The organism is Oceanospirillum sp., assembly GCF_048265165.1.
Lineage (GTDB): Bacteria > Pseudomonadota > Gammaproteobacteria > Pseudomonadales > Halomonadaceae > Oceanospirillum.
Genome location: NZ_JBLXCD010000002.1, coordinates 481,782 through 507,756 on the forward strand (window position 1 = coordinate 481,782; position 25,975 = coordinate 507,756).

Consider the following 25,975-nt stretch of genomic DNA (forward strand, 5'->3'; position numbering starts at 1 on the left):
CTCATGATTGAACAATGGCAGATAGACCAATACAACGAACAGGGTTTCCTGGTAGTAGAAAACGTTCTGACCCCAGAAGAAATTGCAGCACTACAAAGCGACTTCGATACATGGGTGGAAGAAAGTCGTCAGCATAAGGAGCCTTGGGGAGAAACCCTGGACAAACGCGCTCGCTTTGATATTGAAGGTGATCATAGTGCGGACCACCCATCACTGCGCCGGGTGACATCGCCCACGGAAATCTCCGATGTGTATAAGCGCACAGCACTTGCTTCTCGTGCGGCTACAATTGCCGGCCAACTGATTGGCGGTAGTGGTACACGTTTGCACCACAGCAAGGTGAATTCGAAACTGCCGCATACAGCGACAGAGGTTAAGTGGCACCAAGACTTCCCATTTACACCACACAGTAACGATGACTTAGTGACCTGCCTAATTATGATTGGTGACGTAACGCCCGCTAACGGCCCGTTGCAAGTTATTCCCGGCAGCCACAAAGGGCCACTGTTTTCCCATTGGGACGGCGACCAGTTTACGGGAACCGTTAGTCCAGAAGTTGAAAAACATTATTGCCAGGAGCCTGTTTCCTGCTACAGCCCAGCAGGTTCAGTCTGCTTTATGCACACCCGTGTGCTGCATGCTTCCAGCCCAAATCAGACAGAAGACCCACGCACCTTATTTATCTGCGTATACGCCGCTGAAGATGCGCTGCCGTACGGAGACAACCCATTACCGAGCATCCACACCGGTAGCCTAGTATGGGGTAAAGAGAGCGGTGAGGTTCGCAGTACCGCCAATAAACTGCGCTTGCCAGAAAAACCATCTGGCGCATCCTTTTTTGTTCAACAGGCTGGGAAAGACTCCGCCGACGCTTGATCCCATTGATTTACGAGAGGAATAATCATGACATTTTCTACTTGGTCTACTCGCTCAACCGCCCGTTCTATCGCCATTGGCGTTGTTGGTGCAGTGCTATCGTTCAACTCTTTGAACGCACTAGCATTTAAAGAGTCAGGTAAAATTATTGCCGGTTCAGATATTACTTTTTTCCCTTACGAGTACATGGATGACAACAAACCTGCTGGTTTCGATATTGAGTTTTTAGCGGGTTTATCCAAGGTTATGGGTCGTGAATCTGTCAATGTTGATACACGCTGGGCTAACTTGATTCCCGGTTTGCGTGGAGGACGTTTTGATATGATTAACTCCTCAATGTATATCACCGCCGACCGTATGAAAGTGATCGACATGATCCCTTACCTAAAAAGCGGTGAATCTATTCTGGCCGTAAAAGGGAGCGATTATCAGCCTCAAGTACCCGAGGACTTTTGTGGTCATACCGTTGGCTCCATGGCCGGTACCTCATGGCTGAAACAGCTGCAAACATTGTCGGTAGATTACTGTGAAGCGGAAGGGCTTGAGCCAATCTCCATCAGAGAATATCCAACCGATCCCCAAACCACCCAAGCGATGCTGGCGAACGCAGTCGAGGCTCAAATTACCGATGCAGCGGTCGCCCGTGGTGTGATTGATAAAGTGGGTAACCGTGTCGTTATCTCTTCCAATACTTTGATTTACCCGGTACTGAATGGCTTTGGTGTCAGAAAAGGTAATGATGAAGTAAAAGATGCCTTAATCGAAGGCTTAGAGAAATTCAGCAAAACACCAGAATATGATGCCTTGCTAAAGAAATATAACTTCCAGGCACCAACAGCTGAAGATCTTGATGCACTGATGCCGAAATAGAAATACGGCTACCAAAACAGAAGCCTTGTCGCAGAAAAAGTGATCTCTTGGCGTGCACAGACTCAGTCTGTGCACGCCCCTTACCGGAGAATATTATGTCTCTTTCTATCGAAGAAAAAACGCGAATAGATCTCGCAGCTGCTTTTCGTATCGTTGCACATTTAGGTATGCATGAAGCCGTAGCAAACCATTTCAGTGCCGCAGTTTCCGCTGATGGTAAGCAGTTTCTTATCAACCCTAAGTGGATGCATTTTTCTCGTATTCGTGCCAGCGATCTATTGTTGCTCAATGCGGATGACGCATCCAACAAGGACAACCCTAAAGTTGATGCTACGGCATGGTCGATACACGGACAGCTGCACCAGCGCTTGCCCCACGTACGCGTAGCGATGCACCTGCATCCGGTTTATGCCACGGCAGTTTCTGCTATGGAAAACCCGCATATTCCGCCTATCGATCAGAATACCGCCCGTTATTTTAATCGGGTTTCTGTTGATACGATGTTCGGTGGCATGGCTGATACCGTCGCCGAAGGTGAACGTTTAATCGGATTACTGGAAAACAACAGTCGCCTGTTAATGGGTAATCACGGGGTGATGGTCACCGGTACCGATATTGGTGTGGCTTTTGATGATATCTGGACCTTAGAGCGAGCGTGCCAAATCCTAATCACCGCCTGGTCAACTGGCCGCCCTTTAAATGTACTCTCCGACGAAGTGGCTGAGAAAACAGCCCAGGACTGGGAAAAATTTACCGATTTCTCTCAACAGCACTTCGAAGAGATGAAGGCATTGATGATCAAACAAGACCCATCCGTGCTCGATTAAATCAAGGATACATCTAACGAAACAAAGAGGACAAAGCAAAGGGAACGGAACAAAAGAGACGGAACCAAGGAGCATGCGGGTACACAGATCAACGATATTACGCTAAAGCAGCTCATAGCCCCTGTGTCAGTGGACTTGGGTGTAAAGGATGTTTATTCTTTTTACCCCTGAAAAATATTATCAGTCCACGGTGATTGCATAAGGCAGCATCCTCAACCTGATAGCCACCTGACGAGGTTTGCCATGTATCTACTGAATGGGTCGCCATGGAGACGCACGACGTTACTGTTGACGATTTTTTTCATGCTTTGGCAGGCGTCTAATGCTTTGGCAGATACTCAGCAGTCACTGACGGTCGTCAAAGGAGAAACATCGTCTGTCCTCAGTCTGAATAAGATTGAATCCCTCGGCCTGCATAAGGTAACGATGCAGCACCCCGAAGGGCCTCAGGGCACCTTTTCCGGGGTCTGGCTGGATGCACTGCTGAAAAGCCAGGAGTTAGACAAGGCTCAGCGTGTTCGCTTTATCGCCGAGGATGGCTATACCACCTTTCTTTCATCAAAAGAGCGCAGGGAGAAGCAGTACCTTCTGGTCACCCGCCTGGACGGCAAGCCTGTAACGCAGAAAGATCTTGGGCCTTACATGCTGATCGTCCCCGAAGATGCTCAAGCGGCTCTTGAAGGTACGGCTTCTATTACCCGCTGGATCTGGGCGGTGCGAAAAATTCAGGTAAGATGATGCATCAGTCAGGCAAACGTCTGCGCCGACGGCTTGCGGCCATCTTCGCGCTGTTGCTGCTGGTCTGCGCATTGGCTATCACCTATTACCTGAAAGAAGCTCGACGCCATGTTGGCGCAGACTATACCTCCATGGTCACCGATGTGATTCGTGCCCAGACCAGTATTTCTGAACTACACCAGATACTGGAAAGTCTGCTCAAAGAGCGGGAAAAACATCATCTCGAACAGCTCAACATCGCTCTGATGCGCATCGACAGACGTGTAAAAACAGTACGCCATTCATTAAACCAAAGTGATCTCCCCGATACAGACTACACCCCTCAGTTTGAAGAGATAAAGCGTGCCGAGGATCAATTGTCCGAGCTGCTTCAGTTGTTGAATAACGCTGAAGAAAATAATGCTGACACCTTAGATATCCCCCATATTCATCGTCTGGGGATGGCTCTGGAACAAAACCTGGCCTGGGCCTACAGCGAACTCAACGAAAGACTCCATTTAGCTTCTGCAACTCAGCGCCAACTGATGCAATGGCTCTCCATTGCTGTGATCGGCTTATTGCTACTTGTGGTACTGATAATCGCCAGCCTTATGCTGGCTCTGATGCGTATTCATCAGCAAAACAGTGCACTGCTTCACCAGAGTCAGACTGACACCCTTACCGGGCTTTACAACCGCCGACGGATGTACCGGATCGCTGAGCAGGAGCTGGCTCGTATTCAGCGTAATGGCGGCTCGATGGGGCTGATATTGATCGACCTTGATCATTTCAAACAGATCAATGACACCTATGGCCACCCCACCGGAGATGCCGTGCTAAAGGCCTTCTCGGCCATGCTTATCAGAGAGATCCGGGAAATAGATATAGCGGTGCGTATGGGCGGTGAAGAGTTTGCCATTATCATGCCCGGTTGCGACAAATCATCAGCACATGCTCTGGCTGAGCGTATCCGCAAGGCAGCCATAGCACTGAAGCTACCAAACAGTTTGAGACTTACTGCCAGCTTCGGAGCCAGTGCAACCCAAGGCCTAGGTGACACTTTCGAACAACTCTTCTCCCGCACGGATAAACTGCTCTATAAAGCGAAGATCCAGGGGCGAAACAGCACGCAAGTCGGTTAAAACGCGCCGCGATATAACAGACGCCCTTGGCGCATATCTTTTTATCTGCTCTATCTTTATGCCGGAATAAACACGTCACCAGTTTATAAAGCCCAGTTCTACCTGGCAGCTCTGAAGCCTTTTCTGAACCAGAACATCTCAACCTGCGTATAAAACAGGAACCAAGTCAAAAAACCGGACAATTCACAATGATTCGGCGGAGGTAGAACCGATGAAGGTATTGATAGGTGCCGGTAATGGCGGAGTCGGACAGGGGCTGATCAAGGCAGTCAGTAAGCGCTATCCCGATGCAGAAATCATAGCAACCTTCCGAAGCAGCAGACCAGAAAAAACCTCAGCAGCCGTTCAGTGGTATCAGGCCGATCTGACCAACAGTGATTCAGTCGCCCAACTCGCTAAATCCGTGACTCAGGTGGACTGGCTAATCAATTGCGCCGGCTTTCTTCACCAGCAGAGCGATAATGGCTTCCAGGGGCCGGAGAAAAGTATCCGCCAGTTTGAGCCGGATTTCTTTCTGCATAACATTCAGCTCAACACCCTGCCAACTCTGCTGCTGGCACAGCACTTTTCTTTAGCTCTTAAAAAAAGCACTCACGGTATCTTTGCTGCTGTAAGCGCTAAGGTCGGCAGTATCGAAGACAACCAGCTGGGTGGCTGGTACAGCTACCGCGCCTCTAAGGCGGCTCTCAATATGGCACTGAAAACCCTGTCCATCGAGTGGCAACGCAGCCATAAGCATCTGTGTGTTGCCGCACTGCATCCCGGCACCACAGATACCGGCCTTTCCGACCCTTTTCAGAAAAATGTTCCCGAAGGCAAACTCTTCGCACCAGAACAAACCGGCCATTACCTGCTGAATGTACTTGAGCAGCTGACACCAGATCAGACCGGTTCTTTCCTGAGCTGGAATGGAGAGAAACTGCCATGGTAGCCCTGCAACCGAAATGAGCAAAACAAATATCTGATTATCAGTCACTGAAAAACCTTTGCCTGCTCTGTCTCTGTGTCTATTATCAATAATGTTGCGACGCACAAATAACCATAAAAAATAATGTCAGCTCAACACAGAGGATTCTGCCATGCTCTATCAACTCCATCATAATTACAGCCAGGTTGCCCAGCCGGTTCACCTTTGGGCTCAGGCTTGGCGCAAGCAGCTATCACTACCCTGGAACCCTCTGCGCATCACCCAAACCGGCAAACTGCTCACCGCTGCGGCTGAACTGATCGAACGCTGTACCGATAACTACGAAAAACCCGATTTTGATCTGCCTTTCACCGAGGTTGATGGCCAGAAAGTGCATATTCGGGAAGAGATCCTTCATACACTGCCGTATTGTAATCTGCTGCACTTCCGTCGTTCCGGTGAGCACCAGCATCCTAAAGTGCTGATTGTTGCACCTATGTCCGGCCACTATGCCACTCTGTTACGGGGTACAGTGGAGCAGTTTATTCCCGACCATGAGGTCTATATCACCGACTGGGTCAATGCCCGAGAAGTTCCTCTGGACGAAGGCAGCTTCAGTTTTGATGACTATGTGCGTTATCTGATTGAGTTTCTGCAGCTGTTAGGGCCGGATACCCATGTGATCGGCGTCTGTCAGCCCAGCGTGCCCACTATTGTTGCCACCACTGTAATGGCAGAACAGAAAGATCCCTGCGCGCCCAAATCCTTGATTCTGATGGGCGGCCCGATTGATACCCGCAAAAATCCAACCGAAGTGAACGATTACGCCTCCGGCAAAGATTACGAATGGTTTCAGGATCAGTTGATCTGTACAGTGCCGGAGGGTTACCCCGGTGCGGGTCAGCGGGTCTATCCCGGCTTTATTCAGCTATCCGGCTTTATGAGCATGAATTTCGACAGTCATGTGAATAAACATTTCAAATTCTTTGGCGATCTGATCAAGGGCGATGGCGACAGCGCTGAAGCACATCGTAAGTTCTATAACGAGTACCTGGCGGTGATGGATCTGCCTGCGCCCTTCTTTCTGGAAACGATCAGAAAGGTGTTTCTCGACCACGATCTGCCCCGGGGTGAAATGACCTATGAAGGCAAAAAGATCAACCCGGCTGCCGTGACCAAAACCGCACTCATGACCATTGAAGGGGAAAACGACGATATTACCGGTATGGGACAGACAGAAGCTGCCCATGACATTCTGACCAAGATTCCAAAAACCAGGCGCCAGCATTATATTCAACAGGACGTTGGTCATTACGGCATCTTTAATGGCCGCCGCTTCCGTGAAGAGATCGCCCCTAAGATTAAAAGCTTTATGAAGTCATCATAAAGACAATATTTATGGGTAATAGGGGCTGCGCCCCTATCCCAAAAACGTGTTTACGCCGCTTCGGTACGTTTCTTATGGCCTTCGCGCAGATGATTAACATCTTCACCTGCCAGAGTATTGCCCACCAAAGTATAGGCTGCACCAAAACCTTTAACGAAACGTCCACCCTGGGGTTTGAGGCGGAAAAGCCGGAAGTCAGACAACTGACTCAGATTCCGGATACGTTCACCCAAACGTGCTTCTAAAATATCAACACCTTCCAACCACGCCGCAGAGTCCGTTTCCAGCAGTTCCGCGTTAACCGAATAATTAACCCGTATCCGTGCAAACAGCTCTTTTGCACTATCTTCATCCTGGGCAATCAACACAGAAGCATCGGGGTTACGCTGCAGATTAATCGCATGCAGCGCTATTTCACTCAGCAACACATAAAGGCATTCATCCCCGATAGCAAAGGGTGCATATGATGCATAGGGCTTTCCATCGGGCTGTATGCTCGACAGAAACAGGCTTTTACGGCTTTCAATAAAGTCCATCACATCACGGTTAATTTTAACCGCCAGCTTTTGCTGTTTTTCTTCGGGGGTCATAGCTATCTCCATTGAGCCTCTGTTCTTTTAACCCTCCTACGATAATGCTGAAAACTGATTCTTGCAAATACTAATTATTATCATTAGTCTTTGCTTAAAGCCGCAGCTACAAACCTGCCATTGAATCCGAACCCCATGTGAGAGAGCCATGACCCGACCTAATTCGCCTCTGATCCGTCAGCTACTTTTTGCACTGACACTTACCCTGTCTGCCGTCAGCTTCGCGGCCGGGAACCAACGTATTATCAGTGCCGACTCTGGCAGCACCGAACTTCTGGTCGCTTTTGGCCTGCAGGATCAGCTGATCGCGATCGATGTCACCAGTACACAACCGGATACCGATAACCCGCTCCCTTCGATAGGTTATCACCGCAATCTATCCGCGGAAGGCATTATGAGCATGAACCCGGATATTCTGATCGGCAGCAACCATATGGGCCCTGACCACGTCATTAAACAGCTGAAACAGAGCCCCGTTAAACTGATTCAGCTTCCGGTAGCCCATACCACAGAGCAGCTTAACCAGAATATTCATACTCTGGCTCAACAGCTGGGACAGCCACATCTGGGCAACAACCTGATTGAAGAAAACAATAAAACGCTGCAGCAACTGCAAGCACAATCTCTGCAGCAAGAAACAGCCGTTTTTCTGCTTAGCATGGACAGCAAGCTGCGTATGGCAGGGAAAAAAACCGGCGGCGGTGCCTTAATTGCACTGACTGGTGCCCAAAATCTGGCGGATTACGATAACTACAGAAGCATCTCCGTTGAAGCTTTAGTCGCAATGCAGCCAGGAATTATTCTGGTCTCAACCCGCGACCCAAAAGATGGCATCAGGAAATTTCTGAACAGCAATCCACTGCTAAAACACACACCAGCAGGGCAGCATGGAAAAATTTATGCGGTTGATGGGCGAACTATTGTTTCTGGTGGACTGAGTGTTTCCGCTCTGGCGGAAGCAAAGCGCCTGTCCGATAAAGCTCAGGCCAACGCATCGATAGCTGATGCCAAGCCTCAGGAGTAACGTTATGCTGCGCCTGCCCCCTATTCTGACCGCTTCAGTGCTGCTGACACTGCTATTATTAGCCGCACTATCCTCCATTATGTTAGGGGCGATGCCTCTGCCTGCTCTGGATAGCTTATTAACGGTTATCGATGCGGCAACCGGCTCTGCTTTCAGTAATTTGCAAAGTTATCAACAGGCCGTTGTCACAGAACTACGACTGCCGCGCATACTGCTGGCTCTGGCGGTGGGGGCTATTCTGGCTCAGTCCGGGGCTGTGATGCAGGGCTTGTTCCGTAACCCATTGGCTGACCCCGGCATTATCGGCGTATCCTCCGGTGCCGCCGTAGGCGCCGTCATCGCTATTGTTTGGCTACCCGCGAGCATCTCAGCCTGGTCGGTTCCCGTGGCCGCTTTTATTTCAGGGCTGGGAGCGACACTCCTGGTCTATGGCCTATCTCAGACCCGCTCCGGCACCTCCGTGCTGGTATTACTACTGGCCGGCGTCGCCTTGTCAGCCTTTGCCGGAGCTGCTATCGGCTTTGTCAGCTATTTTGCCAGCGATGAAAACCTACGGGCCCTCAGTCTTTGGCAGATGGGGTCATTGGCAGGAAGCGATACCCACAAAATTCTACTGGCAAGCGCCACCTTTGCCCTGTTGGCCTACGCATTCCAGAAACGAGCCGGGGCTCTGAATGCACTATTGCTGGGCGAAGCTGATGCCCGCCACCTGGGCATTAACGTAGAACGCCTTAAACTGGAACTGATCGTGCTAACTGCCATTGGCGTAGGTGTCGCCGTTGCCTGCTCAGGAATTATCGGCTTTGTGGGTCTGGTGGTTCCCCATATTGTCCGCATGACCACAGGACCCAGTCACAAGACACTACTACCTCTGGCGGCGCTATGCGGCGCTTTGCTGTTACTGGTGGCGGACCTTTTCTCCCGGCTGGCCGTGCAACCGGCGGAACTACCGGTTGGGTTGGTTACCGCGCTGATGGGAGCACCTTTTTTCCTGTTTATGCTGATTCAGCAACGTCGTCGCTGGAATACCTGATATGACTCTGAAAAAAAACATCAAGGCAGAAAAAGCCATGCTACATCTCAGTAACCTGCATGTGCAGGTGGGCACCAAAAGCCTGCTGAATCTGGATAATCTGGAGCTTAAAGCTGGCGAGGTCATGGGCGTTCTCGGCCCTAACGGTGCCGGTAAATCCACACTGTTTAAGGCGATTACCGGCACCATTGAAAGCGAGGGCCGCGTTCTGCTCCATGGTAAGCCACGCCAGGATTGGCAGCATAAGGCACTGGCACAACATTTGGGGGTACTGGCTCAGTCCAGCGAACTGACCTTCCCTTTTCTGGCCCAGGAGGTGGTTGCTCTGGGACTCACCCCGCTGACCATAGGTCATAAAGAGGGCTGGCAGCTGATCTACAATCTGATGGAGCATACCGACTGCCGACATCTCGCAGAGCGAAGCTACCCCTCTTTGTCCGGCGGTGAGCGCCAGCGCGTACAGCTGGCCCGTGTACTTTTGCAATTAAGTCAGGCAGAAAGCACACCACTGCTGATGCTGGATGAGCCAACGTCTGCTCAGGATCTGGGGCAGCAGCACGGTATCCTCTCCCTCGCCCGTGATCTGGCAAAAAATCAAGGCTATGGTGTACTCGTGATCCTGCATGACCTGAATCAGGCCTTGCAGTACTGCGATTACTGCTGCCTGATTGATAACGGTGAAATTGCCCTGCAGGGTGAACCGGAAGCGATTCTGACACCTGAGACCATCGAGCGGCACTGGCAATACCTACCCGAGAAAATTCATATGAGTAGCGGCCAGCCTATTCTGATCTGACGAACCCCAGAAAACCCAATCATTAAAGCTAAAAAAGGGTTGTAACCAGCTAAGGCAACAACCCTTTTTTTATAGTACAACCTGATTTTTATAGCGTAACCCGGTGTTAAATCGATTCGGCCTCGCCTGACCGTTCCAGTGTTTCCAGCAGCGCCTGCCATTCGGTCAGCTCTTTTTGCCCTGGCTTCCTCGCCCCAAACAACTGCAGCACCTGATAGCCCTGTTGATCGAAGAACTCCAGAGAAGAGACCACACCATCTTCGGTGGGGCGCCGAACCAGCCAGGCTTCAGAAAAAGTCTCTGTGTTCGCATGCAGATTAAAGCCCGGATCAAGCACATTGTACCAAGGCCCCATGCGCACCAGTTTATTGACCGGCCCGGTATGGATCTGAACAATACCGGTGTTGCCCACAAAAAGCATAATCGGTAGCTTTTGCTGAGCCGCCTTTTCTAACGCCTGCTCCAGCACCTCAACCGGCAGAGGTTTAGCCCGTTCCTCCCCTGCCAGACGAAACGCCTGTTTCCGCTCTACGTTATGTTTTTTCAACAGGCCGGAAAAATCATGCACATCCTTTAACTGATCCCAGTCTGCCCGGAAATCGTCCAGATCAACATCCGTATCGACTTGAGTCGGCTTGATAACCCGCTGATCAGCCTGAGCAGCAAGCTCAGGATCGATATACTGTCCGGCGGACTGCTCCTCAACCCGATAGCGGGTAACCAGTTGATCCAAACGCTGAATATCCGTGTCAGCATTAGCATAAACTTTATGGACCGCCGTACCCGCCTGATCAAAAAACTGCAGGCTGCGCCGCTCACCCTCTGCTACATGATAAGCAAAAGCCCACCGCTTAAAGAAAATACGCAGATCAATTTCACCCAGAAACAAGCCAACATCTGAGCCGCCAGCCAACTTGCCATATACGCCGGTTTTTTCGTGAACCACACTGTCATTCCGGGACAAAGCCATGACGGAGCCCAGTGTACGCATCTCTGCCATCAATTGACGCAAGCTTTCCGGATCAGAACGCAGCCGAGTAACACTGGTAACACTGTCTCCACAGTTAAGCGCCACCAGCTCAACTTCACTAACCCCCAGGGCGTCTGCCACATTGCGGATTCTTAGCTTAGGATTATCTGCTTTAAAGCGTGCGACACGCTCGCGCAGGCTATTCAAGCTATCGTGACTCGGATGTTGAATCATGCCGTCTCCCTTATTTTTTGATGGTTCACTTATCAAGCGAGGTTCTATTGTTTATGGTTTGGCGCTGGGATTTACTCTGCCGCCTTCCACTGCTCCACCTGAAGGGTCAGCGGGCTATAGCTGCTGAAGTGAATTCGGCCATAAGCATTACCATCTGCTGATTTTACAATCCAGCCATTGCTGTCGCCTTGTTCATGTACGGTAACGATATGCGTTGTGCTGTCGTAGTCATACCAGCCACTTGATGGCATCAGCGTTTTTACTGCATCCGCAGCGGTAACACAGTCATCCGCCTTAACAGCATCAAATTCAGCCAGGGTATTTGCTGCGGTTAGTTTCTCGAACTCGGCGGCAACCGGGTTACCATCCGCGTCATAAAGCGCATCATACTGATGAGCAACGCAGGCTTTAGCGGAAGCATTAAGGCTGAAGCCTACATACTTCTGATAAGCCATATCCCATGCGGTGTTCGTTGCGGTATCAGCAACCGTGATATCTCCGGACAGATCAAGACCTACCGCCGCTCCACCGGTGGCGTCCAGACTGATCGTTTTCTCCACTGCACCTGTGGCAGCATCGGCATAGCGGATAAAGAGACTGGCGGAGGAAAGATCACCGTTCTCACCGGTATTACTCAGAACCTGAACTTTATGGTGGTTACCTTCATCATCGTCAATCAGGTAGACCGCAAAGGTTGGCCACATGGCATGCCCGCCCGCAGCACCATATTCCAACGCACCAAAATCACCGGGCGCATTAAAGGCTCCCTCGGTGGAATCGGTAAAATACTTATAAACCTGACTGGTATCAGCAGGATCTGTGACATCCCATACAGAGTCCGCTAAAAGAGCACCAACACCCTGAGCATCACCTGCTTTATCACTACCGACAATCGCCGCCTGACCGGAGCCTGATGCACCGCCGTTCAGCGAGTAAACTGTGCTATAGCCGGACTTCTCGACCTTAAGCTCCCAATCATCATACTCGGTAACAATACTGTTAGTTTCAAGATCCCAGTAAACAGCCCCCGAATCCGGTGTCAGACCAGGAGAGGCCGTTGCAGCCTGCCAGGAACCCGCACCCGTCTCACCTGCTGCGGTATCACCATCGGAATCATCATCACTACCCGACCCTAAGCAGCCGGTCAGTGTCAGTGTTGCCGCCAGAACAGCAGTGCTCAGTAAAGAACGGGTAAAGGGTAACTCTAAATTCATGATGTTCTCCGTAACGGTTAGCAGAAAAAATATTAAAGATCGACTCTTAAGCCGGAATAGACGAAGCGCCCGGGATGCGGGCCCTGGTCGTAGGGATCTGAAGGGTCTTTAGTGACATCAGCGAGGTTGTCGACGCCCAGATAGACTTTCAGATGCGGATTGATTTGCTGATTCAGTTTCAGATCCCAGGTGCTCCAGGCGGGCGTGTAATGCTTATTGTCGACATCGCTAAAGCTCTTACTCTCATAACTGCCCAGCAGCGAAGCACTAAAACCTGATCCCGGCTTGAGCGTCAGGCCGGTTTTAAACTGCTGCTGAGGACGACCGGTAAGCTGCTTTCCTGTCGATGCATTTTCGGTATCCATCAAGGTCAGTGCCGTATCCCAATACAGCAGGTGACGCCACTGACCTTTTAGCGCCAGCTCGGCACCGGTAATTGTGGCTCGGTCAATATTCAGATATTCGTAAATGACGACGGATGGTGTACTTCTGGGGTGGTCAGCATTCGAGGCAGACGTGATGAGGTCGGTCAGATTATTGCGATAAAGACTCAGATCCATACTCAGCCCGGAGGGGAAGCTCAGCTCTGCACCAATCTGATAACTATCCGAGCGCTCCGGCTGAAGGTCCGGGTTTCCCATGACCATATAGCCCAAATTACTATGATCAAAAACGTAGTAGCGTTCTTTAAGGTTAGGAACACGATATCCCATGCCCACACCCGCCCGAATACGCACCTCCGCAGCATCTAGCCAGTCTGGGGTATAAGATAGATTGACCTTGGGCGTGTAGTGACTGCCAAAATCAGAATCATACTGATAGCGCACACCGGGCAATAACTCCCAGTGACTTCCCAGAAAAATATCGTTCTGAACAAACAGTTCGGCACTCTTGTTATCCGTTCCGTTACCGATCTCTTCCGTTCGCTGATAACCGGTCAGGGTGGGCTTATCCAGATACTGTTCCAGCTCTGCCTGGGACAGATCGGCTCCCAGGGTCAGTAGCTGGTTATCGGCCAGAGGCGTGTCCCATTGGACACTACCTCGAAGAATCTTTTGTTCTGCGGTACGGATATCACCTTTCTCGGTGGTATCACTAAACGTTTCCTGGGTCAGATATAAAGCCAGCTTATCCTCACCAAACTGAAAACGCGCCCCTGCATCCAGATGCTGACGTTCCGCAACTTCGGTTTTATCCCGATAACCCACTCCAGGTGTAAACAGCAGGTTCTCTGCAGTGGTGTCTTCTTTGTAGTAACTGGGCTCAACAAAGTATTCATTACCCGACAGTGTTTCATAGGTCAGGCGCGCAGAAACATTGGTTTTTGTGCCGGATAAACCATCTCTGCCGGGTGTATCCAGATCAAGATCATAACCATCGGTATCCCTGACGCTGCCATTCAGTACGGCACTCCAGTTACCTTTATTCATCCCAAGATTTAATTGACCATAGCGGGAGCTGATATCCTGCGCCCTACCGCCCAGACTCAAATCAGAGTTACCGATGTTCCCCTGATCATAGCTGCCGGCATCGGCGGTTACAGAAAGACTGAACGCTTTATCCGGTCGACGGGTGATAATATTCACCACACCACCCATCGCTGAACTGCCATACAGCGCTGAAGTGGCACCTTTTACGATCTCTATACGTTCAATATCCGCAGTGGCCAGTTGACTGACATCCACCGATGAGCCTGTACTGGCCGTGACAGGTCGGCCATTAACCAGAATCAGAACCCGATCAGCATCCAGCCCCTGCAACCAGACTTCCTGACCGCCTTTACCATGAATATCTTTCAGCATAAGACCCGAAACCGTTTTCAGCGCTTCGCTGACATTGCGGGCATGTAACGTATCAATCAGTTCCCGGGAGATCACCTCAGTGCGTACCGGAGCATCCTCCAGCAGGCGCTCGGTTCGGGTGCCGGTCACCACCCAGGTCTCTTCCCCGGAAACCCCGTCATCTGCTGAAAGCACGACGCCCGAAGACAACAGAGCCACTGAGAAAACGATCAGATTTAAGGGATATTTCACAATAGATCCTGCAACCAGAGATATTAAGTTAATTTGAAGCTAAACGATAATAATTAGCATTAAATTAAAATACAATGGTAATGAGAACTATTTTTATTTTTGGCGCAGGTATAAAAAAACGGCCCTCAGGCCGTTTCACAAAAACAGATTCAGCTTATCAGCTTACCCGACGATAGATAATATCCCACACGCCATGACCGAGGCGCTCACCCCGTTTTTCAAACTTGGTAATCGGCCGGGAATCCGGGCGCGGTACATAGTCACCATCGGCAGCGGTATTTTCATAACCTTCCGCAACCTGCATCACTTCTACCATATGCTCGGCGTAATTTTCCCAATCAGTGGCCATATGGAAGCGACCACCCACTTTCAGTTTCTTGCGCAACAGCTGAACAAATTCAGGCTGCACAATACGACGCTTATGATGGCGCTTTTTGTGCCATGGGTCCGGGAAAAATAGCTGCAGCAGGTCAACCGAGCCATCCGGAATGCATTGGTTCAGAATCTCAACGGCATCGTCTTCATAAGCCCGCAGATTGGTCAGGCCAGCATCGCCAGCTTCGGCCAGTAACTTACCAACGCCCGGCGTGTGCACTTCGATACCGATAAAGTTATGATCTGGCATGGTTTTCGCTTGTTCAAACAGGGAGTGGCCCATACCAAAACCGATCTCGATCACCAGGGGTGCCTCTCGACCAAAAACCTGTTGCGGGTCGATTTCACCCTGCTCCAGAGTCAGCCCCCATTTTGGCCAGAACTCATCCATACCACGCTGTTGGCCCGCCGTCATACGACCGGTACGCAGGACAAAGCTGCGAATACGGCGCTTATGTTCTTCAGGCGTTTCGTTCTCTTTTCTTTCCTGGCTTTCTACCGGCTGCCCAGAAACCTCAGCCTCGTTGACAGCTTGATTCGGGTTTTGAGCATCAGTTGCATCAGACATTGTCGTTCTTTAAACCTGTATGGTGTTATTTAAAAAGTGAGGGTATTGATTGAAAAACATCGGCAACCCTGTAAAACAGGCCTGCCCGAATCTCAGTGCACTTACGGATAAACTCAGTCAATCAGCCCATCTAACGGAGATGATGCACTGGCATATTTTTTACGGGGCATACGTCCAGCACGATAAGCTTCACGGCCAGCCTCAATCGCCTTGCGCATAGCCGAAGCCATCAGCACCGGGTCTTTCGCTCCGGCAATGGCTGTGTTCATCAAAACCGCTTCACAACCCATCTCCATGGCGATGGCTGCATCAGAAGCTGTACCCACACCGGCATCCACCAGCACTGGAATATTAGCGCTTTCCATGATGATACGGATGTTGTGAGGGTTGAGAATACCCAGACCGGAACCGATCAGAGAGCCCAACGGCATAATGGCACACGCCCCCATATCCTCCAGTTTTTTTGCTGCAATCGGATCATCATTGCAGTAAACCATGACATCAAAACCATCGGAGATCAGGGTTTTCATCGCCTTCAGAGTTTCTTCCATATCCGGGTATAGCGTCTTCTGATCGCCCAGTACTTCCAGCTTCACCAGATTATGGCCATCCAGCAACTCACGGGCCAGACGACAGGTACGCACGGCATCTTCAGCGGTGTAGCAGCCTGCAGTATTGGGTAGAATCGTGTACTTGTCCGGGGTGATCACATCCAGCAGATTCGGCTCATCCGGATTCTGTCCGATATTGGTACGACGCACCGCAACGGTGACAATCTCTGCGCCACTGGCTTCAATGGCCAGGCGGGTCTCTTCCAGATCTTTATATTTACCGGTGCCCACCAGCAAACGGGACTGATAACTTTTCCCTGCAATGGTCAGAAGATCGTCTTTGTTGATCGAATCAGTCATCGAATGATTTCCCCTGTCTCTGTTTGTTATGTTTTTGGTCAAGCGCGTACGTCGCAACGGATGTATCAGCCACCACCGATGGCATGAACAATCTCAACCTCATCACCCGCATTCAGTCGGGTTTCCCCATGCTGGCTACGAGGCACAATCTCAGCGTTGACCTCTACAGCGATCCGCTTACCGGCCAGTTCCATCTCAGCGATTAAGTCCGCCAGTGTCGCCTGATCGGAAAGTTCTTTTGGCTCACCATTAACCAGTATCTGCATCGCTTTTGCTACCTGATCTGTCGGTTAGTATGTCGTGTTTTCATCAGTGACTGTAAATTTCGGCATGATGGGGAGTATATTGCCCTTCGACAATTTCCATGTGTCACTGCTGATATAAAAAAGGGGTAACATTGTACCTCAAACCTCCGGCTTTGCGGCCCTAATCTGGAGCTACCTGATGCAAAATCCTGTAGAAACACCCAAAAAAGCACTTTTTTATTTTTACGGCCTTTTGTGGCTATTGGCGGGATTACTGGGCGCATCCAGCGTATTTCTGGATGCCTGGCTAAGTCATGGCTTCAGCAGTACCGACCCTGACATCCTGAATAGCCTGCAAACGGCAGTTCGCTATCAGCAATTTAACAGCCTGACACTGGCGGTCAGCCTATGGATGGCGGGCAGTACTCTGCGTAAAGGAGAGGGTCTAAGAAAACGCGCCCTGATACCGGCGTTACTGTTTCTTGCCGCGATCCTCGCCTTTTGTGGCGGCATCTACGGCAAACATCTGCTGGGGTTTGCCACCGGAGCCATCACACCGACCGGCGGTTTTCTGATGGCGCTGGGCTGGTTAAGTCTGGCTCATTACGGTTTTTATCAGCACAAACGCTGATTGTCGGGCTAAAGCCACGACCTACAAGGATTATGGTGGGCCGTTCTTCAGGGCGATTTATACCTCGGATCAGCGCGGTGGAATTGAGTAAGTCGCAGTGACATGAGCCACCGGCTCATCATCACCTTCTGAATAGATGCTGATCTCGCCTACCGCCAGGCGCTTACCCAATTTTAGCAGGCGTGCCTCAGCGATCATCGCTTTGGCCGGCTCCGGCTTTCTGAGGAAGTTGATATTCAGGTTAGTGGTTACCGCCAGCGCCACCGGACCGATCTGCCCAAGAATAGCGACATAGAGACAGATATCCGCCAGCGCCATCATCGTGGGCCCGGAAACGGTTCCTCCGGGGCGCAGATGGGCATCATCCACATCCAGTCGCATCACGGCACTGTTTTTTCCCATTTCGGTGACAACACCAATATGCTGGGGGAACTCTTTGTGAAGAAACTGGTTGATCTCACCTACAGTCATGACAGTGTCTGACTGCCCGGTTGTATTCTCTGAGGTAGAGGTTGCTTTTGTTGTTATTGTTGCAGTGGTCATAACGACTCCTGAGCCTGTTTTTATTATGACGATCAGTTTTGCTCATTCCCATGTTCCGCGTGGGAATGTCTATGTTGCACAGACCGGAAGCTACCACGCAGAGCATGGGAGCCAGCCTTATAAAATGCACAACTATCAGCATCAGTATGAGGTTTGTATCGTTACGATGCCTAGCCTCTGTTGTAACTCTTTGTTCACGAATCATCCGTTCAAGCGCCCACCCATCTCCTGCGCCAGGTCGACGGCATAGTTGTCAGTCATACCACCAATAAAATCCAGTACCCGACGATAAGCCTCATAGCGGCTCCAGCCGGTATCAGGAATATTCTCACCAATCAGCGACAGCACTCGTTTGTGTTTAAAGCTTAACGGTGCATCCGACCCGGTCTCTTTAAGTAAGCTCAACTCATCCACTGCGCCGCAAAAATTCTCCAGCAAAACACCCAGAGTTGTATAAGCCCCTATCTCCAGTTTCGCTTTACGTGGGTGGTCAAAAATACGCTGCTGAGCCATCTGCTTCGCCTGAGCCACTCCCTGGGCGATATCCGGTGGGCAGGCATCAATCAGATCCCGGTTAAAGCGGCCAGCAAGCAGCTCTTCCTGATGCTCCACAAAGGCTTTCGATACCGCTGCAACGACCTGCTCCATGGCTGCTCCCCGTAGAGCAGCGACCCGGCGTCGGTTCGAGGCCTTTGCCAACCGGCGATACCCTTCCGGCTCACTGCCTGCAATCTGTAGCAGCAGATCTTCCACTTCCTGATAGGCAAGAATCTCCATCTCAAGACCATCTTCCAGATCCAGAAGGGCATAACAGAGATCATCTGCAGCCTCCACCAGATAGACCAGCGGATGACGACACCAAAGTTGATCAGCTAACTGAATCAAGCCCAGAGCTTTTGCGGTTTCCTGCAACATAGGCAACTCAGTCTGATAGCAGCTGAATTTACCGGCGCTTTTTGTGTTGTCGGGGCTTGAGGCATAAGTTGCCGTCCAAGGGTATTTCAGAAAAGTACCAAGAGTGGCATAGGTCAGCTTCATACCACCAGCGAACTGGTTGTACTCCACCTGAGTCACCATACGAAAACCCTGGGCATTACCTTCAAACGTGATCAGATCTGCTTTCTGCTCCGGGGTCAGGCCATCCAGCCGCCCCTGTTTCTCCGCCTGCAGAAACCAGTCACGGATCGCATACTCACCAGCATGACCAAAGGGTGGGTTACCAATATCGTGCGCCAGACAGGCACTTTGTACAATAACGCCAAGGTCAGCAGGGGAGATATTATCAGGCAGCTGATGCCGCAGGCTATCAGCTACCATCATGCCCAGGCTGCGCCCGACACAACTCACTTCAAGGCTATGGGTTAACCGGGTATGGATATGATCATTTTCCGCTAGTGGGTGAACCTGAGTTTTACGGCCCATGCGTCTGAAAGAGCCGGAAAAAACCACACGGTCATGATCTTTATGGAAGGGAGAGCGCCCGACATCATCGATACCATGCCGGGACATACCCTGCAGCCGCTGGCTGGAGAGTAACTGTTGCCAGGACATCATCTGTTGACTCATGCATTGCTCCCTATAAGGATTATCATAAGCCAACAGATTGCCGTTAAATCAGTTTCAGATCAAAGGTGTTATGATCAGAAATTCATAACAAAGCCAAAGTTAAGGTTGCTATCCAGGTCATCTGAACCAGCCCCCACATCGACTTCCATTTTCCGCCAGCCCAGATAGACATCCACATCCTGAAGCGCCTGGTAATAGACACGCAATGAAAGGTCGGTCATACCATCAACGTCACCAAATGAGGCAACCTGAGGGGCAAAATACAGATGACCTCCAAAGCGCATCTGAGGAATCTGCGCAAAAGAAAAGCCACCCTGAAGTCCCAGCCCTATAGCCGCACCATCAATATCACCTGTACCAGTCAGAGCATAGATACGCCCACCGACACCAATGCTATAGGTTGCGGTATCTTCCTGTGTGTGCAGTCCAAGGTGTCCCACCAAAGCATCGGAATTTTTCTCTTCATGGTACAGAGCACCCACGGCCATATTCAGGCGATTCTGGGGCAGAGGCGCGTCGTATTCCGCACGGATTGTTTCGTTATTGATATTCAGGTCAATGGTGGCCGCCTGAGCTGTCACCGCCATTCCCGCAGTTAATGCCGCTAAAGCTAATCGTTTCATCGGAACCTCGGATAAGTGCAATCGATAAAATTCTCTGGCGATATGCATAAAAGATTCGCCAAAATCAATAAAATATCTTTATTCAGTGCAGGTTAATGCCCGGTATTCAGATACCGTACTGCTCGCGATACTGACGAATCGCATCTGCATGCCGTTTAGTGCTATCATCACCTTTCTCATCCAGGTACAGCAATACCTGTTCCAGCGTGATAATACTCACCACCGGCATATTGAAGTCACGTTCGACTTCCTGAATAGCAGACAGTTCACCCTTGCCTCGCTCCTGACGGTCCAGTGCGATCACAACGCCGCCAGGTTGTGCACCATTGGCATCAATAATCTGCATCACTTCACGGATCGCGGTGCCAGCAGTGATCACATCATCAATGATCAACACCTTGCCTTTCAGGTCAGCACCCACCAGAACACCACCTTCACCGTGATCTTTGGCTTCTTTACGGTTAAACACATAAGGTACATCGCGGTCGTGATGATCCGCCAATGCAACAGCTGTAACTGCTGCTAAAGGGATACCTTTATAGGCTGGGCCAAAGACAACATCATATTCAACTTTTGATGCAGAGATCGCCTGCGCGTAGAATCGACCTAAACGGGCTAAAGCCTGACCTGATTTGAACAAACCCGCATTAAAGAAATAAGGGCTGATTCGGCCTGATTTTAGGGTAAATTCGCCGAAACGTAGTACATTTTGCTCAATTGCAAACTCAATAAACTCGCGCTGGTAGTCTTGCATTCATAAACTCCGGTAGATTTGGCTGCTGAGTATTTACCAAAACGTCTAAAGCTCGGGTATCATACACGCTCGTCGTAGCAGGAACCACGTATGAAGATCATCAACATTAACTTAAACGGCATTCGCCGGGCCGTAGACAGAGGCTTTCTGGACTGGCTTCAACAGCAGGATGCAGACGTTATCTGTGTACAAAATCTGCAGGCCAAGTCCTATGAACTGGACGATTCAGTTCTGTATCCACAGGGTTATGAAGGCTACTTTTTCGATGCAGATCAGGACAACTTTGGCGGTGTTGGCATTTATTGCCGCAAACTGCCCAAAGCGATTATGACAGGTCTTGGTTTTGAACAGGCGGATTTTGAAGGCCGCTTTATTCAGGCGGACTTCGATAAGTTCAGCATCGCGTCTTTTCTGATGCCGGATAACAGCGATCCTCAGGCAAAATATGCCTTTATGGAGCAGTTCAACGAGTATCTGAAAAAACTGCGCCGCAAGCGCCGTGAGCACATTATCTGCGGCAGCTGGTATATCGCCCACAAAACTATCGATCTGGCGGACTGGGCTAACAATCAGGACACACCTGGGTTCCGCCCGGTGGAGCGCGCCTGGCTGGATCAGGTATTTGGCCCCATGGGCTTTTTGGATGCCTTCCGTGAGGTCAACCGCGAAGAAGGCCAGTACTCCTGGTATCCAGAGGTTGATAAACCGCGTAACCGTCAGGATGGCTGGAGAATCGACTATCAGGTAACGGGGCCGAACATGCGGCGCAATATCGTCAATGCCTGGTTTGATACTCAGGCTAACTTCTCAGAGTTCGCACCTCTGGTGATTGAATACGATATCGACCTGTAATTCTGGTACCCGGGAAAGTACCTGCACCTGCCGGATTTTTTACCCTCTGCCGTTTCAGGACGGCAACGATCAGATTCAGATCAAAAGCAGGGTTCTGGCTTACGATGAATACGGCACACAGAGAATATCCTAAAGTGCCGCCCAAAAGGTGCAGAGGTACCCCGGACCAGCTTGTCAGACAGGTGACAAAAAGAAGCCCGTGACCACTTCCAACAGTGATCACGGGCTTCTTTGCATCTGCCGTCAGACTGGTACACCTTTCTTAAACGGTAGAAAATCTATCTGCAGTAAAGTATGTAACCTACTCCGCCAACGCCTGTTGCTGCATCTCAAATAGCTCGGTACAGCCTTTCTTCGCCAGCTCTAACATCGCCAGCAGCTCTTCCTGAGTATAAGGTGCACCTTCCGCAGTACCCTGAACCTCAATAAAGCCGCCCAGATCCGTCATCACCACATTCATATCAGTTTCAGCGATAGAGTCTTCCGGATAGTCCAGATCCAGAACCGGCATACCTTTGTAAACACCCACAGAGATCGAAGCGATCATCTGCTTCAGAGGATCGCCCTTGATCATCTTCTCACGCTGCATCCAGCGGATCGCATCCACCAGCGCCACACAGGCTCCTGTGATCGACGCGGTACGGGTACCACCATCTGCCTGAATCACATCACAATCGATCTGAATGGTATGCTCGCCCAGAGCCTGCATATCAACCGCTGCACGCAGAGAACGACCGATCAGGCGCTGAATCTCCTGAGTACGACCTGACTGCTTACCACGAGCCGCCTCACGACCCATACGGCTACCGGTAGAACGCGGCAGCATGCCATATTCCGCCGTTACCCACCCCTGATTTTTACCGCGCAGAAAACGAGGAACAGACGCATCAACCGACGCCGTACAGATCACCTTAGTATTACCAAATTCAACCAGAACAGAACCTTCTGCATGACAGGTATAGTTGCGGGTGATTTTCACCGCGCGCATCGCATCAGATGCACGTCCACTCGGACGAGAAACCATAGAACACCTTTTCGTTTGTTTAATTGAAAATCAAATGGGTTAAAACCGAAGACAGGACTTCGCTGCTTAACATTTTGGCAAAAAAGAGATCAGCGAAACCACAGCAGGGCAGAAGCCCTAAGCTTGATGACACCAGCACCATAAAAAAGCGCCAGCGCTAAGATCAGATACGCCAATTATACACGTTAAGCCAGCACCCGCGGAGACTTTCCCCGACTGAAGCTAACAACGCTCATTTTCATTGTCCAAGTCTGCTAAACATTATCCCGCGCTTTCGCTAAACTAGCGCCAGCATAAAAAGACTTAACGTGGCACTTATTGCACCTCATCATCGACGCAACTGCCTCAAAATCCGACCGGAGCACATAATGACTCACAGCATGACCGCCTTTACCCGTCAGGAAGAACAGCATCCCTGGGGCACTCTCAGCTGGGAGATCCGCTCGGTCAACCAACGCTTTCTGGAACCTCACTTCCGATTGCCGGACACCCTGCGCGAGCTGGAACCTGCTATCCGAGACCTGCAGCGTAAAAGCCTGAACCGGGGCAAAGTGGAATCTGTGCTGCGCTTTCATCCGGCGCAAGTCAGCGACAGCCTCAATATTGATGAGCAACTGGTGAAGCAACTGGCCAGTGCCGCCGAAACCATCAGCAGCCATCTGAGCAAACCGGGCTCCATCAATCCACTGCAAATTATGCAATGGCCCGGCGTACTGCAGAATGAAGAAGTAGACGCCGATCAGCTGAAAAAAGCCGCCCTTGATCTGTACAAAAAAGGTCTGCAGGATCTGATCGCCATGCGGGCACGGGAAGGTGAAGAACTGGCTAACCTGATCAGCCAACGACTGGACGGCATCGACGCCATCGTCGTACAGGTACGCGCCGCACTACCGGGGATTCTGGAGCGTCAGCGCCAGCTGATTCTGGATAAACTGGACAGCATCAAAGACGACCTCGACCCCACCCGTATCGAGCAGGAGATGGTACTCGTCGCCAACAAAACCGACGTCGCCGAAGAGCTTGACCGCCTGGACACCCACGTTAAAGAAGTACGCCGCACCCTGAAGAAGAAAGACCCCGTCGGTCGCCGCCTCGACTTCCTGATGCAGGAACTGAACCGCGAAGCCAACACCCTGTCCTCAAAGTCCATCGTCACCGAGACAACCCAGTGTGCCGTTGAACTGAAGGTTTTGATTGAGCAGATGCGCGAACAGATTCAGAACATCGAATAGTTTCCTGGGTAGAAAATTACCCGTCCAAGAATGTCTTAAAAGCCCTGTATTATCTTTTGAAAGCGCTGTAAATACAGGGCGTTCCATCACGCCATTGCCCTTCGTCACTTTTTCCATATCGACAAGCTTAGTCGCGCTATCTAAGCGAGTTAATGCCCAATCTTCGACAACATCTCCGGTCGCATAAAACGATCCACCAGCAGCATAAACAGTACCGATGGTACTAACAGGATCAGCGCGGTAATCGAAGCGATCTGATAGTTACCTTCCATACTGGCGGTATAAAGCAGCAATGGCAGTGTTGTGATCTCAGGCGCACCAACAAAGAAGGTGCCGGTAAACTCATCCAGCGATTCCAGGAACACAAAGATGCAGCCCGCCAGAATACCCGGCATCGCCTGCGGCAAACTCACGGTGAAGAAGGTACGTATTGGCCCTGCACCCAAATTTCTGGCCGCTCTTTCCTGCAGAGGATCTGTGGCAGAAAATGCGGCCACTGTGATCCAGACTGAGAACATCAAACCATGCACCGTATGCACCATAACGACCCCGGTAATGGTGCCGTTTAGCCCCAGATCATAAAAAATACGCGCAACGTTCATATAAACCGCCAGATTTGGAAATGCCTGCGGCAATAAAAACAGCAGCATTACCAGCACCCGAAACGGCAGACTACGTCGGGCAAGAGCGTACCCCGCGGGTACCGACACCAATACACAAAGCAGTACCGTTAACAGAGCGATCCCGACACTGGTCAGCAAAGAACCGGAAGTATCACTGTAGGGACTAAACACCTGCCCCCAGTATTTAAAACCCCATTCCACAGGTAGTTTATGGGGGAAATACCAAACTTCCGCCACCGTCCATAACAGCAGGTTCAGCACCGGGCCAAAAATCAGTAATGCCAGTACCAGTAAAAATAAACCCTGTAGCCAGAAGCTGTAGTGGCTATTTTTCAAATACTCCTGCAGGCGAGTGATCAAGCCTGCAGGTTGATCAGAGATCTGATTCATTGAAGATTGAGATACAGGCTCTATCATGCGGGTTTACCTCCGTTGGTCAGACCTTGTTTCAGATAGAACCAGGCCAGTACTGCGGTGATGCTATAAGAGATCAGACCCAGCGCATTGGCTACGCCATAATCACCATAGGAATTGATTCGGAATGCCATATCGGCGGTCAGCATAGTGGGTGTGCCGGTACCTATCATCAGAGGCACTGATAATACGGACATAATGGTTACTGTGGATAAAATAAGCGCTACGCCCAGGCTGGGTAGAATTTGCGGAATCATAATTTCAAACAGAATGCGCACACGTCCTGCACCCAGGTTACGGGCGGCCTGAATTTGATTACGCTCCAGAGCCGCCATAGCACCACTGACCAGCAGAGTGGCAAAGGCCAGCTGTTTCCAGACAAAGGTAAATACAATTCCACTCCAGCCCAGAAAAGAAATGGTATCCAAGGGTTCCATTAAGCCACTGGCGACAAAGGTGTTATTCATAAGCCCGTTTTTAGCCAGAAAAGTCCGCATCATCTGTGCTGAAACAATAAAAGGAATGAACAACGGCATGCGATACAACAACCCCAGAACAGACACCATACGCTGATACGGCGATAGGGTGATCAGGCCTGCAATGGTCAGGGACAGTACAGCAATCAGGGCGACAGATAACGCCACAATAACCAGGCTGAATAAAATGTCCTGACTGTATAATTCAAAAGATTTGACCAGATGAGCCAGGGTCAGCTGACCACTCTCATCAGTCACCGCCGAATGCAGGGAAAAGCCCAGCGGATAAACAAAGAATGCCACAATCAGCAGCATGGCTGGTGTGACCATCAGTAATGACAATACGGTTTTTTCGCGCATGGCGATTGTCCTGCAGTAACGGTTCCGGTGTGGTCGGGTAATCAAAATCACAGCCCGATAAAACAAACAGATCCCAGAGGAAAGACCCGAAGCCCTTTCATATAACAAAAGACACGGATACTTCCACTCGGTTTACAGTGATCAGATCCGGCTTGTTA

27 protein-coding genes are annotated in these 25,975 nt (G+C 50.6%); 13 read left to right on the forward strand and 14 right to left on the reverse strand.

The features are described 5' to 3' along the window. Window positions 1-3 precede the first annotated feature (3 nt). From ACN0R8_RS05755 to ACN0R8_RS05785, 7 genes are all read left to right on the forward strand, one after another. On the forward strand, window positions 4-876 hold the full coding sequence (locus ACN0R8_RS05755; RefSeq protein WP_417595961.1) for a phytanoyl-CoA dioxygenase family protein: 873 nt from the start codon (window positions 4-6) through the stop codon (window positions 874-876). Window positions 877-903: 27 nt separating this feature from the next. Beyond that, on the forward strand, window positions 904-1,746 hold the full coding sequence (locus tag ACN0R8_RS05760) for an ABC transporter substrate-binding protein (protein WP_417595963.1): 843 nt from the start codon (window positions 904-906) through the stop codon (window positions 1,744-1,746). A gap of 95 nt (window positions 1,747-1,841) precedes the next feature. After that, window positions 1,842-2,573, forward strand: coding sequence for a class II aldolase and adducin N-terminal domain-containing protein (locus tag ACN0R8_RS05765; RefSeq protein WP_417595965.1), 732 nt, complete (start codon window positions 1,842-1,844; stop codon window positions 2,571-2,573). A 243-nt stretch (window positions 2,574-2,816) separates the two neighbouring features. After that, window positions 2,817-3,311, forward strand: coding sequence for a hypothetical protein (locus ACN0R8_RS05770; protein ID WP_417595967.1), 495 nt, complete (start codon window positions 2,817-2,819; stop codon window positions 3,309-3,311). Further along, window positions 3,311-4,432: a diguanylate cyclase gene (locus ACN0R8_RS05775; RefSeq protein ID WP_417595969.1), complete on the forward strand. Its 1,122-nt coding sequence runs from the start codon at window positions 3,311-3,313 to the stop codon at window positions 4,430-4,432. The genes ACN0R8_RS05770 and ACN0R8_RS05775 overlap by 1 nt, the downstream gene beginning before the upstream one ends. A gap of 211 nt (window positions 4,433-4,643) precedes the next feature. Next, on the forward strand, window positions 4,644-5,363 hold the full coding sequence (locus ACN0R8_RS05780; protein ID WP_417595971.1) for an SDR family oxidoreductase: 720 nt from the start codon (window positions 4,644-4,646) through the stop codon (window positions 5,361-5,363). Between the two features lie 148 nt (window positions 5,364-5,511). Beyond that, on the forward strand, window positions 5,512-6,726 hold the full coding sequence (locus ACN0R8_RS05785; RefSeq protein ID WP_417595972.1) for a polyhydroxyalkanoate depolymerase: 1,215 nt from the start codon (window positions 5,512-5,514) through the stop codon (window positions 6,724-6,726). Window positions 6,727-6,776: 50 nt separating this feature from the next. Here the strand turns inward: ACN0R8_RS05785 and ACN0R8_RS05790 are convergent, their stop codons facing one another. Then, the gene (locus ACN0R8_RS05790; protein WP_417595974.1) at window positions 6,777-7,316 is read right to left on the reverse strand and encodes a HugZ family protein; all 540 of its coding nucleotides are present in this window, start codon (window positions 7,314-7,316) and stop codon (window positions 6,777-6,779) included. A gap of 148 nt (window positions 7,317-7,464) precedes the next feature. Here ACN0R8_RS05790 and ACN0R8_RS05795 point away from each other — a divergent pair, with 148 nt between their 5' ends. From ACN0R8_RS05795 to ACN0R8_RS05805, 3 genes are read left to right on the forward strand one after another with little or no spacing between them, the layout of a single operon-like run. Further along, the gene (locus ACN0R8_RS05795; RefSeq protein WP_417595976.1) at window positions 7,465-8,340 is read left to right on the forward strand and encodes a heme/hemin ABC transporter substrate-binding protein; all 876 of its coding nucleotides are present in this window, start codon (window positions 7,465-7,467) and stop codon (window positions 8,338-8,340) included. Between the two features lie 4 nt (window positions 8,341-8,344). Continuing rightward, on the forward strand, window positions 8,345-9,373 hold the full coding sequence (locus ACN0R8_RS05800) for a FecCD family ABC transporter permease (RefSeq protein WP_417595978.1): 1,029 nt from the start codon (window positions 8,345-8,347) through the stop codon (window positions 9,371-9,373). Window position 9,374: 1 nt separating this feature from the next. Continuing rightward, window positions 9,375-10,169 carry a heme ABC transporter ATP-binding protein gene (locus tag ACN0R8_RS05805; protein WP_417595980.1) on the forward strand — a complete coding sequence of 265 codons (795 nt, stop codon included), beginning with the start codon at window positions 9,375-9,377 and terminating at the stop codon, window positions 10,167-10,169. A 106-nt stretch (window positions 10,170-10,275) separates the two neighbouring features. Here the strand turns inward: ACN0R8_RS05805 and ACN0R8_RS05810 are convergent, their stop codons facing one another. From ACN0R8_RS05810 to thiS, 6 genes are all read right to left on the reverse strand, one after another. Next, the gene (locus ACN0R8_RS05810; RefSeq protein WP_417595982.1) at window positions 10,276-11,373 is read right to left on the reverse strand and encodes a hemin-degrading factor; all 1,098 of its coding nucleotides are present in this window, start codon (window positions 11,371-11,373) and stop codon (window positions 10,276-10,278) included. A gap of 71 nt (window positions 11,374-11,444) precedes the next feature. Further along, window positions 11,445-12,587, reverse strand: a complete 1,143-nt coding sequence (locus tag ACN0R8_RS05815; protein WP_417595984.1) for a hypothetical protein — start codon at window positions 12,585-12,587, stop codon at window positions 11,445-11,447. A 32-nt stretch (window positions 12,588-12,619) separates the two neighbouring features. Further along, the gene (locus ACN0R8_RS05820; protein WP_417595986.1) at window positions 12,620-14,620 is read right to left on the reverse strand and encodes a TonB-dependent receptor plug domain-containing protein; all 2,001 of its coding nucleotides are present in this window, start codon (window positions 14,618-14,620) and stop codon (window positions 12,620-12,622) included. A 157-nt stretch (window positions 14,621-14,777) separates the two neighbouring features. Beyond that, window positions 14,778-15,563: a tRNA (guanosine(46)-N7)-methyltransferase TrmB gene (gene trmB / locus ACN0R8_RS05825; protein WP_417595988.1), complete on the reverse strand. Its 786-nt coding sequence runs from the start codon at window positions 15,561-15,563 to the stop codon at window positions 14,778-14,780. Window positions 15,564-15,676: 113 nt separating this feature from the next. Beyond that, window positions 15,677-16,474 (reverse strand): thiazole synthase, encoded by a 798-nt coding sequence (locus ACN0R8_RS05830; protein ID WP_417595990.1) that lies wholly within the window; start codon window positions 16,472-16,474, stop codon window positions 15,677-15,679. Between the two features lie 65 nt (window positions 16,475-16,539). Beyond that, a complete protein-coding gene (gene thiS, locus ACN0R8_RS05835) occupies window positions 16,540-16,740 on the reverse strand; it encodes a sulfur carrier protein ThiS (protein WP_417595992.1) in 201 nt (66 codons plus the stop codon). A 178-nt stretch (window positions 16,741-16,918) separates the two neighbouring features. On the opposite strand from thiS, the gene ACN0R8_RS05840 reads away from it, so the two are divergent. Continuing rightward, a complete protein-coding gene (locus tag ACN0R8_RS05840) occupies window positions 16,919-17,350 on the forward strand; it encodes a DUF423 domain-containing protein (RefSeq protein WP_417595994.1) in 432 nt (143 codons plus the stop codon). A gap of 69 nt (window positions 17,351-17,419) precedes the next feature. On the opposite strand, the gene ACN0R8_RS05845 is transcribed toward ACN0R8_RS05840, so the two are convergent. The 4 genes from ACN0R8_RS05845 to pyrE all read right to left on the reverse strand — a co-directional run bounded on the left by ACN0R8_RS05845 (window position 17,420) and on the right by pyrE (window position 20,836). Further along, entirely contained in the window at window positions 17,420-17,821 is a 402-nt protein-coding gene (locus ACN0R8_RS05845; RefSeq protein WP_417596369.1) for a PaaI family thioesterase, read from the reverse strand. A 273-nt stretch (window positions 17,822-18,094) separates the two neighbouring features. Further along, entirely contained in the window at window positions 18,095-19,459 is a 1,365-nt protein-coding gene (locus ACN0R8_RS05850; protein WP_417595996.1) for a deoxyguanosinetriphosphate triphosphohydrolase, read from the reverse strand. 74 nt (window positions 19,460-19,533) lie between these two features. Further along, entirely contained in the window at window positions 19,534-20,082 is a 549-nt protein-coding gene (locus ACN0R8_RS05855) for a YfaZ family outer membrane protein (RefSeq protein WP_417595998.1), read from the reverse strand. Window positions 20,083-20,188: 106 nt separating this feature from the next. Further along, a complete protein-coding gene (gene pyrE, locus ACN0R8_RS05860; RefSeq protein ID WP_417596000.1) occupies window positions 20,189-20,836 on the reverse strand; it encodes an orotate phosphoribosyltransferase in 648 nt (215 codons plus the stop codon). 90 nt (window positions 20,837-20,926) lie between these two features. Between pyrE and ACN0R8_RS05865 the strand changes: the two genes are divergently transcribed. Continuing rightward, window positions 20,927-21,688, forward strand: a complete 762-nt coding sequence (locus ACN0R8_RS05865; protein WP_417596002.1) for an exodeoxyribonuclease III — start codon at window positions 20,927-20,929, stop codon at window positions 21,686-21,688. Window positions 21,689-21,989: 301 nt separating this feature from the next. Here ACN0R8_RS05865 and rph read toward each other — a convergent pair whose 3' ends face one another. After that, the gene (rph, locus tag ACN0R8_RS05870; protein WP_417596004.1) at window positions 21,990-22,712 is read right to left on the reverse strand and encodes a ribonuclease PH; all 723 of its coding nucleotides are present in this window, start codon (window positions 22,710-22,712) and stop codon (window positions 21,990-21,992) included. A gap of 368 nt (window positions 22,713-23,080) precedes the next feature. On the opposite strand from rph, the gene ACN0R8_RS05875 reads away from it, so the two are divergent. Beyond that, window positions 23,081-23,944: a YicC/YloC family endoribonuclease gene (locus tag ACN0R8_RS05875; protein WP_417596006.1), complete on the forward strand. Its 864-nt coding sequence runs from the start codon at window positions 23,081-23,083 to the stop codon at window positions 23,942-23,944. Window positions 23,945-24,093: 149 nt separating this feature from the next. Here the strand turns inward: ACN0R8_RS05875 and ACN0R8_RS05880 are convergent, their stop codons facing one another. Next, the gene (locus ACN0R8_RS05880; protein ID WP_417596008.1) at window positions 24,094-24,984 is read right to left on the reverse strand and encodes an ABC transporter permease; all 891 of its coding nucleotides are present in this window, start codon (window positions 24,982-24,984) and stop codon (window positions 24,094-24,096) included. Further along, window positions 24,981-25,817 carry an ABC transporter permease gene (locus ACN0R8_RS05885; protein ID WP_417596010.1) on the reverse strand — a complete coding sequence of 279 codons (837 nt, stop codon included), beginning with the start codon at window positions 25,815-25,817 and terminating at the stop codon, window positions 24,981-24,983. The genes ACN0R8_RS05880 and ACN0R8_RS05885 overlap by 4 nt, the downstream gene beginning before the upstream one ends. Window positions 25,818-25,975: the final 158 nt, after the last annotated feature.

Coding starts and splice junctions, on each gene's coding strand:
- ACN0R8_RS05755 (WP_417595961.1), top strand. CDS start 4: ATGATTGAACAATGGCAGATAGACCAATACAACGAACAGGGTTTCCTG.
- ACN0R8_RS05760 (WP_417595963.1), top strand. CDS start 904: ATGACATTTTCTACTTGGTCTACTCGCTCAACCGCCCGTTCTATCGCC.
- ACN0R8_RS05765 (WP_417595965.1), top strand. CDS start 1,842: ATGTCTCTTTCTATCGAAGAAAAAACGCGAATAGATCTCGCAGCTGCT.
- ACN0R8_RS05770 (WP_417595967.1), top strand. CDS start 2,817: ATGTATCTACTGAATGGGTCGCCATGGAGACGCACGACGTTACTGTTG.
- ACN0R8_RS05775 (WP_417595969.1), top strand. CDS start 3,311: ATGCATCAGTCAGGCAAACGTCTGCGCCGACGGCTTGCGGCCATCTTC.
- ACN0R8_RS05780 (WP_417595971.1), top strand. CDS start 4,644: ATGAAGGTATTGATAGGTGCCGGTAATGGCGGAGTCGGACAGGGGCTG.
- ACN0R8_RS05785 (WP_417595972.1), top strand. CDS start 5,512: ATGCTCTATCAACTCCATCATAATTACAGCCAGGTTGCCCAGCCGGTT.
- ACN0R8_RS05790 (WP_417595974.1), bottom strand. CDS start 7,316: ATGACCCCCGAAGAAAAACAGCAAAAGCTGGCGGTTAAAATTAACCGT.
- ACN0R8_RS05795 (WP_417595976.1), top strand. CDS start 7,465: ATGACCCGACCTAATTCGCCTCTGATCCGTCAGCTACTTTTTGCACTG.
- ACN0R8_RS05800 (WP_417595978.1), top strand. CDS start 8,345: ATGCTGCGCCTGCCCCCTATTCTGACCGCTTCAGTGCTGCTGACACTG.
- ACN0R8_RS05805 (WP_417595980.1), top strand. CDS start 9,375: ATGACTCTGAAAAAAAACATCAAGGCAGAAAAAGCCATGCTACATCTC.
- ACN0R8_RS05810 (WP_417595982.1), bottom strand. CDS start 11,373: ATGATTCAACATCCGAGTCACGATAGCTTGAATAGCCTGCGCGAGCGT.
- ACN0R8_RS05815 (WP_417595984.1), bottom strand. CDS start 12,587: ATGAATTTAGAGTTACCCTTTACCCGTTCTTTACTGAGCACTGCTGTT.
- trmB (WP_417595988.1), bottom strand. CDS start 15,563: ATGTCTGATGCAACTGATGCTCAAAACCCGAATCAAGCTGTCAACGAG.
- ACN0R8_RS05830 (WP_417595990.1), bottom strand. CDS start 16,474: ATGACTGATTCGATCAACAAAGACGATCTTCTGACCATTGCAGGGAAA.
- thiS (WP_417595992.1), bottom strand. CDS start 16,740: ATGCAGATACTGGTTAATGGTGAGCCAAAAGAACTTTCCGATCAGGCG.
- ACN0R8_RS05840 (WP_417595994.1), top strand. CDS start 16,919: ATGCAAAATCCTGTAGAAACACCCAAAAAAGCACTTTTTTATTTTTAC.
- ACN0R8_RS05845 (WP_417596369.1), bottom strand. CDS start 17,821: ATGACTGTAGGTGAGATCAACCAGTTTCTTCACAAAGAGTTCCCCCAG.
- ACN0R8_RS05850 (WP_417595996.1), bottom strand. CDS start 19,459: ATGAGTCAACAGATGATGTCCTGGCAACAGTTACTCTCCAGCCAGCGG.
- ACN0R8_RS05855 (WP_417595998.1), bottom strand. CDS start 20,082: ATGAAACGATTAGCTTTAGCGGCATTAACTGCGGGAATGGCGGTGACA.
- pyrE (WP_417596000.1), bottom strand. CDS start 20,836: ATGCAAGACTACCAGCGCGAGTTTATTGAGTTTGCAATTGAGCAAAAT.
- ACN0R8_RS05865 (WP_417596002.1), top strand. CDS start 20,927: ATGAAGATCATCAACATTAACTTAAACGGCATTCGCCGGGCCGTAGAC.
- rph (WP_417596004.1), bottom strand. CDS start 22,712: ATGGTTTCTCGTCCGAGTGGACGTGCATCTGATGCGATGCGCGCGGTG.
- ACN0R8_RS05875 (WP_417596006.1), top strand. CDS start 23,081: ATGACTCACAGCATGACCGCCTTTACCCGTCAGGAAGAACAGCATCCC.
- ACN0R8_RS05880 (WP_417596008.1), bottom strand. CDS start 24,984: ATGATAGAGCCTGTATCTCAATCTTCAATGAATCAGATCTCTGATCAA.
- ACN0R8_RS05885 (WP_417596010.1), bottom strand. CDS start 25,817: ATGCGCGAAAAAACCGTATTGTCATTACTGATGGTCACACCAGCCATG.